The 14,113-nt window shown below is 60.8% G+C and carries 2 protein-coding genes; both read left to right on the top strand.

Annotated features, from left to right (window positions below):
• The first annotated feature begins 75 nt into the window (after positions 1-75).
• Positions 76-1,185 carry a PstS family phosphate ABC transporter substrate-binding protein gene (locus S7S_RS18285; protein WP_169745584.1) on the top strand — a complete coding sequence of 370 codons (1,110 nt, stop codon included), beginning with the start codon at positions 76-78 and terminating at the stop codon, positions 1,183-1,185.
• A 335-nt stretch (positions 1,186-1,520) separates the two neighbouring features.
• Positions 1,521-14,090 (top strand): filamentous haemagglutinin family protein, encoded by a 12,570-nt coding sequence (locus tag S7S_RS18280; protein ID WP_008734534.1) that lies wholly within the window; start codon positions 1,521-1,523, stop codon positions 14,088-14,090.
• Positions 14,091-14,113 lie beyond the last annotated feature (23 nt).

The raw sequence follows: 14,113 nt of genomic DNA, 5'->3' as shown, positions 1-14,113 counted from the left end.
ATACATAAACACCGGTGGCGAACCAGGAATGGTTCGCCACCTTCGCTAATCCATCATTTGCTCATGGAGGGATCCATGCATTCTCGATCTAGTGTTTCTCTGATTGTATTAACCATGATGGCTGGGACAAGCTCCGTTGCTGCTGATGTGATCGGAGCCGTTAGTGGCGTGGCGGATCCTATAATGAGCTCTATAACCGGAGACCTAAACTCTCGTGGTTATGAGTTTGAGTATGTGCCTGGTGATGAAGTAAACATTCGATATTCATTCTTAAGCAACAGCCCTGGCGCCATCGGTTTAGTCGAAGGCTATCAATCTGTACATTTCGCTGTAACTGCATTGGGGCTTGAGTACAGTGAAATATTGGATTACGCGGATCAGTATGAGCCGAACTTCGGGAAACTTATACAAGTTCCCTTGGCGGTAAGTGGTGTTGGCGTGGGTTTTAATAATGGTGATGTTTCGGCTCAGAATCCGTTGACGGTAACGGCTGATGACGTGGCCAATATTTTTTCTGGCCAGATAACGAACTGGAATCAACTGGGTAACTACCCCTCCAAGCAAATTATGGTTGTTTACAGCAATGTTGATAGTGGGATGACAAAGATAGCAACAAGACACCTGGCCTACAAGGCGCCCCATCTATTTCAAGAAAACGAAGACTTTATGTTGGCTAGGATTGGAACGCCTTCTGGCAGTGCTCTGTTTCTCCCGGTGAATGGCGATCAGTCAGTGATTTCGGTAATGAATAATATTGATGGGGCGATTGCGTTTGTTGGGCCGAACTATCCTGGTTTTAATGATCAAACTAAAGTGGCACGAATAATTAACGACTATGATGGAATTGGATACTTACCATCAGAGACGCGAGTTGAGGCAACGATACAGGGTATTTCCGTCCCATCGACCTCCAATATACAGGATTGGTCGCCGATCTTTCCCGATCCCACCCTAGGATATCCCATGGCTGGTCTGGTGTTTATTCTTGCTAGCCAGTGCTACGAAGATCTGGACGTTGGATTGGAAGTTCAGGACCTTTTGTTCGTAATAGGCCTTGGCGACTACGACGGTATAGTTTCTCAGAATAATATGATTCCAATAACGCAGGATTGGGCATTAGGGGCTTTGTATGAATTTTCCTTTCATATAAATGATCCTGACATCTGCCAAGGGCTGGGCAGATAAGGCCCTGAATTGCCTCAATGGTAAAAGCCTGACGTAAGAATCTGAAAGATATTGTTAAGTCACATATCTTCTATGTTTAATGTGGCCTGATTCCGGTTTGAAGCAAGTTTTGGGCTGGGGGCTATCTCTTGCTTGTTTATTGCGCTGGGGGATGGCAGGAGGCGGCCGAATTATGAATATTTTATTACGCCAGTTCGGTTTTCCTATTCGGATGTGGTCTGCAGGGCATATTAAGCCGACAGCCTGAATAGAGAAGGCTGCGCTTCAGCCAACTCTATTCTTGAGGGAAGTAGTCTATGCCGTTACTAGAGGCCTCGTCAGTGCCGGAAGCTGGCTTGCAGAAGAGCTTTTTTTTTAACCTCTGTCCTGTGGCTCATGCGGTCGCCCTGGCCCTGCTGACCCAGAGCGCTCACGCCGCCCTGCCGGGCTGGATGCAGGGCGGTGCACCGGTGGCGACCCAGCCCGGTGGCGCCGCACTCAGCGGCAACCGCCCCGGCCTGGGCCTGCCCGGCACTGGCCTGAACCGGCCACCCCGGCCGCAGGTGGATCAGGTCCTGCAGCAGTCGCTCAGCAACATGAGCACCACCCTGTCCGCCATCGCTGCCGCACAGGCCCGGCAGGCCGCGCAGCGTGACCTGGCGTTCAGCAACCCCTCGCTTGTCCCCAACGGTCTGGCCGAAGGCGGCCTGAAGATCGACAGCAGTCTGCCGTTCGAGCAGGCCTGGCAGAACGCCGAAGCGCCCACGCAAACGATCAAGGATGGCCACATCACGGTGGACATCAAACAGACCGCCGACAAGGCCGTACTGAACTGGGAAACCTTCAATGTGGGCCGCGACACCACGGTGGCGTTCGACCAGCAGGCCGACTGGGCGGTGCTGAACCGGGTCAATGATCCGAACGCGCGGCCGTCGCAGATCCAGGGACAGATCAAGGGTGACGGCACGGTGATGCTGATCAACCGCAACGGGGTGGTGTTCAGCGGCAGTAGTCAGGTCAACGTGCGCAATCTCGCGGTCGCGGCGGTGGGCATGACCGATGAGCAGTTCCGTGAGCGGGGAATTTACAGCGCGGAAGCGGGCAGCAACCGTTACACCCCGAGTTTCGGCAATGACCTGAGCGGCACCGGGGCCGGTGCGACCTCGTCGGCGGCCACCGGCGACGTCATCGTCGAAGCCGGCGCGCAGATCAATACCCATAAACCGGCGTCAGTGACGCAGGGCGGCGGCTATGTGCTGCTGCTCGGGCGCGAAGTGCACAACGACGGGGCCATCTCCACCCCGCGTGGCCAGGTCACACTGGCGGCGGGCGACAGCTTCATTATTCGCAAGGGCGTCAGCACGGACGGTAACCAGACCTCTACCACCCGGGGCAACGAAGTCGCCACGCGTCGTCTCAACGGCAGCGAGGCGGGCCTGGTGCGTAACACTGGCCTGCTCCAGGCCAGTACAGGCGATATCACACTCACCGGCCACACTGTGCAACAGGCCGGTGTGGCAGTGGCCACCACGTCGGTGGACCAGCGCGGCACCATACACCTGCTCAATGCGGCCAGTGACAGCGAAGGCAGTGTGACGCTGGTGGCCAACAGCACCACGGCGATTTTGCTGGAAGACAGTGATGCTACTGCCGAGGATTCGCGCAGAAACAGCGGACTGGAAGGTCTGGATAATCTGGCGCCCAACAACGGCGGCGACTTCAACAACCTCAGTGGTGTGGTGGACCGCAGCGACCTGTCCCGCGTGGAAATCGTCAGCGGCGGCAACGTGGACTTCGAAGGCGATTCGATGACGCTGGCCACAGGCGGCGAAGTGGTGGTGTCGGCGGCTGGTCAGGCGACCGTGGCAGACAAGGCGGTCATTGATGTATCCGGCGCGGTGGGTGTCAGCGTCGCCATGGACAGCAACAGCATCCAGGTCAACATCCAGGGCAACGAGCAGCGTGATTCGCCGGTCAACCGCGAAGAAGGCGATCTGAACAGCGAGCGCGTCTGGATCGACGTGCGCGATCTGATTTTTGTGCCGGCCGGCACCAATGGCTACGACACCGACCGCTGGTACACGGCGGGCGGGCTGCTGGAAGTGGGCGGTTACCTGGCCAGCCGTGGCCGTACCGTGGGCGAGTGGATGGCGCAGGGTGGCAAGGCCACCTTCACCGGCAACGATCTGGTCACACAGCAGGGCTCACAGATTAACTTGTCCGGCGGCACGCTGGATGTGCAAACCGGCTATATCAACCAGACCTGGCTGAAAGGTGCTGACGGGCGTTTGTACGAATTGTCCTCGGCGCCGGGCGACATACATTACACCGGCGTCTACAAGGGTTTTGAGCGCAACAGCGAGCGCTGGGGTGTGACGGAGTATTACTGGAACCCGCTGGTGGTGGCGCAGCGTCGTCTCGAAAACGGCTACACGGTGGGACGTGATGCCGGCACCCTGGTGGTGTCCACCAGCCAGGCGACGCTGGAAGGCGATCTGGTGGGCGAGGTGTACCAGGGCGAACGTCAGGATCAGGCGCCGCAGGCCGGGCTGGACGGTTACGACCAATCCCAGAAAGCCATTGCCCGGCGTGCGCAACTGGTGGTCGGGCAGTACGTCCCTTATTACCTGGAAGACGAAGGCCGGCTCGGCTATCAGTTCAATCCGACCGTGGACAATATCCAGATCGGTGGTACCGCCACAGACGGCGCCTTGATGCTCAATGCGGACTGGCTCAACAGCCAGCAACTGGGTGGGTTAAAGGTAGCGGCGCGTGAACAGATCGTCGTGCAGGAAGCACTGCAACTGGCCACCGGCGGCGCCTTGCAACTCTACAGCACGCTGGTTGATGTGAACGCCGATATCACGGCGCACAGTGGCGATATCCAGTTAGGTAACGTGGCACGTCAGGTAGTGCTGCAGGCCGGTGTGCCGGTGGAGCAGGATCGTGTGCTGGGCGTTCCGACCGGCCTGCAGGCCGGTGTCACCGTGGCGGAAAATGCCCGGCTGGATACGACCGGGCTGTGGACCAATGAGCTGACTGGCGGCGATACCCGGGACCGCGCCTGGCTGGATGGCGGCAGGGTCTCACTGCGCAGTTCCGGTGATGTGCGATTGCTGGCGGGCAGTGAGGTGGATGTCTCTTCTGGCGCGGCCTATACCCGCGAGGGCCAGTTTGTTGGTGGCCGTGGTGGTGACGTGACAGTTATCGCCGGTTCGGGTACCAGCGCAGGTGAGCTGGTGCTGGACGGCCGGCTCAATGCGATCGGTGCCGAAGGAGGAGGCACTCTCCGTATTGATACGGGCCAGGCCGTGGTAATTGCCAACGACAGGCCGGCGGACGAACAGGCGGCCTGGTTATTGCCGTCGCTGTTTACCAGCGGTTTTTCCCATTACGACATCGCCGGGCGTGGCGGGCTGGCTATTGCGGACGGGACGCAGGTCGAGGTCACGGTGCCGGTCTACCGCCCCACACAGAGCAGCCGTTATCAGGCGAATGGTGTCGCGGCCAGCGAGGCACTGGAAACCTGGCTGCCCCCCGAATACTGGCAGGCAGTGCCAGGGAGCACGACGCTACAGCAGCGTGAGGGAGGCAGTATTACCCTGACGGCCGGCGGCCTGCAGGGTACGGCAGCGGTCATTGCCGATGCCCGCATCGGTGCGGGGGCTACGCTTCGCGTGGACTCAGGGCAGACAATCTCATTGCTTGGCACCGGAGATGTCCAGGTGGAAGGGGCGTTGATCGCCCCGGGTGGCAGCATCTTTATTGGCGATCCCTCCTTGAGCGATACAGCGATCGAAGCGGGGCGCTCGAACTCGGCGGTGCTGGAGCGAGTGATCGAGATCGGCGCCGGCGCACGGCTGGATGTGGCTGGCCGTGCCTATATGCAGAATACCGTTGATGGGCAGGCATTCGGCGTGGTCCGGGACGGCGGGCGCATCCGCATCGGTGGCGATGTTGATCCGGCCAGCGGTACCGCCAGTGGGGCAGCGGATGCCTTTGTGGTGATCCGGGAGGGCGCTGTGCTGGATGCGTCGGGGGCAAGCGCCAGGCTGACGCCGACAGGTCTGGCGGTACCGACCGAGCTGGCGTCCCACGGTGGCGAGATTCAGCTGGCATCCAACAACGGTCTGCTGCTGAACGGTGAAATGCAGGCCCGGTCGGGTGGTGAGGGTGCCTCTGGCGGGCTGCTCAGTCTGGTGCTTGGATCGCCGGCGTATCTCAATGCGGCCCCGGCGGAAACGCGCGCCTACCGTGAGCTGATTGTCAGCGAAAACGCCGTCGAGATATCAGACCAACTGCCGACATTTGGCCAGGCGGTGTTAAGCGTGGATCAGGTCACGCAGGGTGGTTTTGACCAGTTGAGTCTGCTGAGTGAAGGGGCGCTCAGTTTCGACGGGGATGTCTCGCTTCAACTGGGGCGCAGCCTCTCCGTGTATGCGCAGGTTATCGGCCTCGCGGAAGGGGCCGCCGATGATGCCCGGGTACACCTCGAAGCCCCCTATGTGCTGCTGGCGGGAGCCAATGGTCAGAACACGCTGTCGCCTGGCCGGGTCAGGTCGGAGCTCAATCCCAACGGCACAGGCGCCTTGTCCGCCATGCAGGCGATGTCTGCGGCACATCTCGCTGTGGAGGCAGATCACATTGATGTGCGCGACCAGGTGCGTACCAGCATCGGTGCGCCAGCGGTGGCCGGTGGTGAGGCGATGGATCGCGTCGGCTTTGATCAGGTCAGCCTGACCAGCACGGGGGACCTGCGGTTCCTCAACCATGCTTCAGACAGCGCGACGGCACTGACGCTGCCCGGTGATCTCAGCATTTCTGCGGCACAGGTCTATCCCGCGACCGGGGCTTCAGCGACCGTCACGGCGGGCTATCTCACCAGCACAACGCTGGATACTGAACGCACACTGCGTATATCCCGCTCTACCGACGGCGATCTGCCGGACCAGCCCTACTCGGTTTTTGGCACGCTGGAATTGCGGGCTGGCACCATTGAGCAGGCCGGCGTGTTGCGTGCGCCACTCGGAATCATCCGCCTGGGCGCGGGTAACGTGGTGGACCCTGTCAGCCGTGTGGTCCTGATGCCGGGCAGCCTCACCTCGGTAAGCGGTGCCGGTCTGGTCGTGCCCTATGGCGGCACGGTGGACGACATCACCTGGCTGTATGGTGGCGAGGAAGTGGATGTCAGTGCCTGGCTGACGGCAGGCAACAACGCCTCAAAGGTAGACATCAACACTGGCAGCCTGCTGGTAGAAGAGAACGCAGTGCTGGACCTGTCTGGCGGAGGTGAGCTGCTCGGCGCCGGCTTCGTGGCCGGGCGTGGCGGTTCCAGTGACGTCCGTTTCGCCCCGCTGATTCGGGTGACGCCAGAGGGTGTCGTGTTCCCGGAGCTTGCCACCAATCCGGTCTATGCCATCGTGCCGGGCGCCGTGTCCGGCTATGCCCCCATAGACCCGGCGCGCGGGGCGAGTGACCCGCTGATCGGTCAGCAGATCACCCTGGGTGAAGGTGTTCCCGGCCTGCCGGCGGGGACCTATACCTTGATGCCGTCCACCTATGCGTTGTTGCCTGGCGCCTTCAGGGTCGAGGTCAATGGTGGCGTGCTGGCGACGGGTACGGCACCAATGCGAAACGGCTCCTGGAGTGCACCCGCGCACTTCGGCATTGCCGGCACCACCGTCCGCGACCCACTGGCGCGCCAGGTGTTTCTGACTGCCTCGGACCTGGTGCGCCGCTATTCCCAATACAACGAAACCACCTATTCGGAGTTTGTCGCCTCGACGGCGGCGGTTTCCGGCGCGTTGCGGGCCGCGCTACCCGAAGATGCCAAGACATTGGCCTTGCGGCTGGCGTCCCTTGACCCGGACCATTCTGCGCTGACCTTTGCCGGTCAGTTGAAGGCGGAGGCTGCGGACGGTGGCTATGGCGCAACGGTCCAGATAGAAGGGAGTGGCGCGAGTCCGGTGCTGGAAGTTGTGTCTGCTGAAGAGGGCCGGACGATCGGCTTCACCGGTGTTTCCCTGGACGACGTCACGCTCAATGCACTGGCGGAGAATGCCGAGCGGCTGGTGATTGGCGCGCAGGTGCGTGAAGACCCTGCCAACAACCCCGGCATGCTGATCATCCAGGGCGGCGGTAGCCTGACCTTGCGAGAAGGCACCATGTTGCGGGCATCGGAAGTCATTCTGGGCGCTGCAGGCATGAACAACGCACTGACCATTGAGCGTGGCGCGGGCGTCGACACGCTTGGCCAGGGTGAGGTATCGCTGGATGCTGGAAGCGGCTACACCCTCAATGTCCAGGGGGCGGCAGTCATTGCCTCCAATGGCGCGCACCAGGTGTTATTTCAGGATTCCAGCACCACACGTCCCGCGGCCATCAGCATTGGTGCATCAGGTCAGGCTGAGGCCCCTGCAACCACCTTGTATTCCGAAGGGACGCTGGCGTTCGCCACGGGCAGCGACTTGCTGCTGGACGATTCGACGCTCTACGGCACCCGGGATCTGGCACTGGCACTGGGCGCCGTCAATCTGGGCGACACCGCGTCACTGGCAGCGGCTGCAGCAGCAGGCGTCCTGCCGGACGGCTTCTCCTTCAACCAGAGCGTGCTCGAACGCCTGCTCACTGGCGACACGGCCACCGGCGCACCGGCCATGGAGCGCTTCAGCCTGAGTGCTTCCCAGGGTCTGAACGTGTTCGGCGACATCACACTCTCCACCCTGGACGACAATGGTGCTTCGACACTGGAAACCTTCGTGCTGACCACGCCGGCCATCATGGGGGCCGGTGATGCCGACAATACCGTCACTATCGAAACCGGCCACCTGGTCTGGAACGGCACGACCGGCACGCCGCCGGCACCAGTAGGTAACGCTGACCAGATCGGCCCGGGTACCGGCAGCGGGCGTCTCAACATCCATGCCGACGTGATCGAGCTCGGTTACGGCCCGGACAGCCGCCCAGGCGGCACGGAAACCGTGGAGCGCATGATCCTGGGCTTCTCCGATGTGGTCCTGCGTGCGACTGAAGTGTTCACCGCCAACAACCAGGGCGCACTGTCGGTGTATCAGTCCCGTGGCGATTACGTCACCGGTGAAGGCTGGCAATACCACGGTGGCAACCTGCGTATCGAAACCCCCGTGATCACCGGCGAAGCCGGCGCGGTAAGCAGTGTGCGTGCCGGTGGTAACCTGTTGCTGACGACCCCGGATGGCGCCAGCACCGAATTGCCTGATCGGGATGACGCGCTCGGCGCCACCCTGGTGTTCCAGGGGCAACAGGTCACGCTGGATACGCAGGTGATGCTGCCCAGCGGCAAACTGACCCTGGCCGCCGAAGATGACGTGATCCTGACAGACGCCGCGCAGATCGATATGGCGGGCCGCGAAATCCTTTTCGACGATGTCAGCCGTTATAGCTGGGGCGGCAACGTCACGCTGGAAAGCGCCAGCGGCAATATCCACCAGAGCGCCGGCAGCGAGATAGATCTTTCCGCAGAGAACAACCACGCCGGCAGCCTCACCGCCGTGGCGGTCGATGAAGACGCGGGCGAAGTGATGCTGCTGGGCGACATCCTGGGCCAGAGCAGCGGTGAATACGACGCCGGCGGCACTTGGGTGCCTTATGAGTCCGGTCGCGTGGATATCCGGGCGCAGAGCCTCGGTGACTTCGCCTCACTGAACGCACGCCTGACCGAGGGTGAAGTGTTCGGTGCCCGCCACTTCCAGATAAAACAGGGCGACCTGACGGTCGGCAACGAAGTGCGCGCGCGCGACGTGAGCATTTCGCTGGATAACGGTCTGCTGACGGTCAACGGCCGCATTGATGCTTCCGGCGCACAGGTGGGCAGTATTCGTCTGGCCGGCAAACAGGGCCTGACCCTAACCGACAACGCCGTGCTTGACGCCCATGGCGAAATCCTGCGCGTGGACAGCTACGGCCAGATCATCGAGGCACCGAATCGCGCCATCATTGAGCTGAACTCGGGTGACGGCACCCTGACGCTGGCGAACGGTGCGCGCATGGATCTGCGCTTCGGCACCGAAGCACCCGCCGGCACCGGCGCCGGGCAACACGATGGCCGTGCGCTGGGCACTGTGACGCTGACCGCACCGCGCCTAGACAGCGCGACCAGCGGGGATATGGACATCAATGTTCAGGGTCCGGTCTCCGTCAGCGGCGCACGCAGTATCGCCGTGCAGGGCAACTGGCGTTACGACGATGCGCGTTATGGCACCGATGAGGCGGCCAGCGGCCGGCCCTATCAGGTCATTGACCAGGATTACCTGGATGCCAAGCACGAAGACAGCGAGGACTTTATCGACGCAGCATTGCAGAACAACGACTTGCTTGCCCGCCTGGCGGGATTGCGCGACGGCAACGGAGAGGTATTCCACCTGCGGCCTTCGGTGGAAATCGTCAGCGCCACCGCGGATGGCGATCTGGTGGTGCAGGGGGATCTGGACCTGTCCGGTCATCGTTACGCCAGTCTCAATCCGAACACACAAAAAACCGCAGTCCATGGTTCCGGCGAAGCAGGTGCGTTGGCCATTCGCGCCGGTGGCGATCTGAATATCTACGGCAGTATCAACGACGGTTTCGCGCCGCCGCCGGAAACGCCGGACGACAACGGCTGGGTACTGTTGCCGGGTGTGAACCCGTACGGCGTCGATGTGATCGTGCCGGGAGCCGGTGTGACCCTGGCTCAGGGTACGACATTCCCTGCGGGGCGTGTGCTGAACTACGACGTGCCGTTGCAGGGTTTCATCATGCAGGCCGGTACCGAGCTTCCTGTGCCGGTGATGCTTGGCCAGGACACCACATTGCCTGCCAACACAATATTGCGTGGCGATGTCACCGATGCCGCAGGCAATGTATACGCTGCGGGCACGTTGCTGCATGAACCCCTGGTTTTGGGGGCAGGCTCAATGCTGGGTGTCGGCTTTATGCTGGCACAACATACGCCGATCAATAACGTTATCTGGCCGGCGGGCGTACCGCTGCCGGTGCGAATGCGTACGGCAACCGGCACATTGATGGACCCGGTCGTGCTGGCAGAGAATCTGGCTTTGAAGGTTGGCGCCGTTCTCCCAAAAGAAACCGATCTGGTTTTGCCGGACGGCATGGAAGAAATCCCGCTTCGGTCGAGTACAGGTAGTCGACAAGGCGAGAATTGGGCGGTAGCAGCTATGCTGTCATCAGGATCTCAATCGTGGGATATGCGATTGGTTGCAGGAGCAGACATTGCAGCGTCCGATACCCGGATGGCCCGGCCATTGGCGACAACAGGAAACTTGACGCTATCAGATCATCATTATCAATTTGCGGCTGTATTTGCTGTGCCCGGTACTATGGTGTGGGCCCCTGGGAATCCAGACGGGAAGCCATCCCTGGAACTTGTTTCGAGCGATGAGATTGAGTCGTGCGAGACCGAGGGGATGTGTTTGGAGCTCGAACCGGGATATTACTGGAATGCTGCCGGTGAAGAGCGTAATCCGACTTGGAAAGAAGGTACTGCGGCAAATCCATCCTTATGTAGGCTGGCTGCATTCGCGCGGTTCTGTACGGAAATACTCGAACCTGAAGAACCACCAACGCCAGTTAAAGTCGATGAAGTTTACTCCGGGGTACATTTCAGCGTTGTCCGAACCGGCACGGGAGATCTCGACATCGTCGCCGCCGGTGATGTGGCGATTGAATCCATGTACGGCGTTTACACTGCCGGAACACCGCTTTCAGTGGATGCGGGTTTCAACCGCGACCGGGCACTGGGTAACGGCAATGTATTGAGTGACGCACACGGTATAGAAGACTACGAGGCATTGGTGCAGCCGGATACCGGCCTGTACCAGGCCTGGTTCCCGACAGCGGGCGGCAATCTCAGCCTGACCGCAGGTGGGGATCTTACCGGGACAATGTCAAGTGCCTTGCTGAGCAATACGGCCTCAAACCTGGCAGTAAGACGTGCCGCGTCGATGTCGGCAATAGGTAACTGGCTCTGGCGACAGGGGACTGGTGATATATCAGATGTTTCTTCCGTCAACACGGCCTGGTGGATCAACTTCGGCACTTACGTCGACCAGAGCAGCGTGCCGGATATTTACACGGGTTCAAATGCAACGCAGTCTGAATATTCACCCGAGGAACTGCTTTCCGTCAGCAATACGCCCTACCTTGTCGGCTTTACAGGCCTGGGCACGTTGGGCGGAGGGAATGTTGCACTGACCGTTGGGGGTGATGCGGGCATCATCAATGCGGGCAAGACCAATGGGCAAATGCTTAATGCAGCGGGTGCCCCAAAGAGCGAAGGGCTCTCGGTCATTGTGGGTGGTACCGGCAGGGTTGAGGAAGACCGGATTTCCCTCACGGGGGGAGGAGACATTTCGATTCATGTGGGCGGCGCCCTGAATCCTTTGTACTCAGCCCAGGTGATGAAAACTCAGACAGGAATGCAGGATCTGTCGGGGCTGATAGTGAATCTCCGCGGCCAGACATCGGTGTCGACGCGGGCAGTTGGCGGCATGCAGCGCTTCTATGGTGGTCGAGACAGCGCAGGAATCAACAACCAGTGGCAGTACCAGTCGGCCTATGAAAGCAGCATCGTTAATGCTGCGGGTGGCCTGGTCCTGGCGCCAGGCGACAGCCAGTTCACGCTGAATGCGCTGGGTGATCTGGTGCTGGCGGGCGTGAGTGATCCGGGCAGGGTGGCCGGCATCACGGCGTTGCCCTTCGAACACGCAGGCAACAAGGTGGCAGGAGGGGAAACCTGGTTTTCTCTCTGGACAGATAGCACTGCGCTGACGCTTGCATCGTCCGGAGCCAGTGTTGCTGCCGGCACACAGTACGTTGAGAGGAACCAGTATGGCCGCTTGAACGAAGTCATGAACGCCTCTTCTGATGGAGAACGTTTCATTTACCCGGCCAAGTTCAGCATTGCATCGGGCGAGAATATCTTCTTTGGCGCTGCAGCAACTGGTGGTGGCCTGAACGAATATCAGATCAGTGAGATCTACGGCATCTGGATGGCGCCTTCCGAGAGCGGCGTGCTTAATCTGCTCGCGAAGCACAGCATTTATGGTGGTGATATAAATATAAGTGAATCCTCTGCCTCCGAGGATGCGATAGCAACGCCATTCAACCCGGCCTTTGTGGGCACCTTGAATCAAGGCGCGCAGAATGAACAACGGGTTGACAATGTTTACGAGCGAGTAGCGCTGGATGGACAAGGCGGAAGGGACGGAAAGGGGGCCTTGTTTGCGTTTGGGCCCAATACGGCGACACCGGAATCCCTGGCTCAGACGCGCTCCAATAACATCTCCTACGTCTATGCATCGGAAGGTGACATCGTAGACATCAACCTGGGCGAGATGGTGACCTTCGGGCCTCAGTATGGCGGTGATACCTGGTACGTCTCTGGCGGCCCGACATGGCTATCCGCAGGCGGCGATATCATCAGTTCAGGGCGTGCCATTGGGGAATCAGTGAGCATCACCAACCTGTACCAGGGCGCCACCAGCCGAGGCAACCTCTTCCTCCACCACAACGACAACGACATCTCCCGCGTCCACGCCGGCGGCCGCATCCTCACCAGCAATTTCAGCGTCGCCGGCCCCGGCCTGCTGGAAGTCTCCGCCGGCGGCTCCATCCTGATGCAGGACCAGGCCAGCATCGTATCGCTCGGTCCGGTGGTGCAGGGTGACAGCCGCCGTGGCGCGGACATCGCCGTCATGGCCGGCCTGGCGGACTCGCCGCTGGATGTGGACGGCCTGCTGTCACGTTACCTGGACCCGGCCAAGCTGGCAGATCAGGACATGCCACTGGCAGATCAACCGGATCGCGTCGCCGCGCTGTACACCGACGAACTGATCGAGTGGCTGGCGGCGCGCTACGGCTTCCAGGGTGACAATCTGGAGAGCGCACTGGCGGTATTTGCCGGCCTCAACGACAGTGCGCAGCAAATCTTTGCGCGGCAGGTGCTGTTCGCGGAATTGCTCGCCAGCGGTCGTGAATTCAACGATGCCGACGGCCCGCGGCCGGGCAGTTATCTGCGCGGCCGCCGCGTGATCGAAGCGGCGTTCCCGGAGCGCGCGGAAGAAGACAGCGCCGGTGGTGATCTGGTGATGTTCGGTGATGCGGGTATCCAGACGCTGCGCGGCGGAGACATTCATCTGCTGACACCGTCCGGTGCCCAGACGCTCGGTGTCGAGGGAACCGACCCGGCTGGCACTGCCGGTGTCGTGACACTGGGCGAAGGCAGTATCCGCCAGTTATCCCGCGACAGCATTCTGCTTGGCCAGAGCCGGGTGATGACGGTGTTCGGCGGTGACATCCAGGCCTGGTCCGAAGAGGGCGACATCAACGCCGGGCGTGGTTCGCAGACCACACAGGTCTATACGCCGCCGCTGCGCGTGTACGACCAGTGGGGCAACGTTGCGCTGTCACCGAACGCACCGAGCTCCGGCGCCGGTATCGCCACGCTCAACCCGATCGCCGGTGTCGAGCCGGGCGACATCGACCTGATCGCACCGCTGGGCACCGTTGATGCGGGCGAAGCAGGGATTCGTGTGTCCGGTAACGTCAACATCGCTGCCTTGCAGGTGCTCAATGCCGACAACATACAGGTGCAGGGTGAATCGCAGGGTATTCCGGTGGTGGCCGCCGTCAACACCGGCGCACTGACGGCAGCAAGCTCTGCCAGCACGGCAGCATCGCAAGCGGCGGAAACCGTCTCCCGGCGCAACAACAGCACGCAGCCTTCCATCATTACCGTGGAGATTCTTGGCTTTGGTGATGAATCATTGGCGCCGGGCGCAGGGGCGCCCATGAGTGGTGGGTCACTGCCTTTGGATGTGCTGGGGAGCGGCCCGCTTTCAGAAGAAGCGAAAGCCCGATTGACGGAAGAAGAACGTGCGAACCTGATGTAACAGATACACCACGCTACACCCAC

The organism is Isoalcanivorax pacificus W11-5 (assembly GCF_000299335.2).
GTDB lineage: Bacteria > Pseudomonadota > Gammaproteobacteria > Pseudomonadales > Alcanivoracaceae > Isoalcanivorax > Isoalcanivorax pacificus.
Note: the sequence above shows the minus strand (reverse complement) of the source record. Positions and strands in the feature narration are given on the sequence as shown.

Excerpts from the sequence above, each read along its gene's own strand:
- S7S_RS18285 (WP_169745584.1), top strand. The coding sequence starts at position 76 with ATGCATTCTCGATCTAGTGTTTCTCTGATTGTATTAACCATGATGGCT.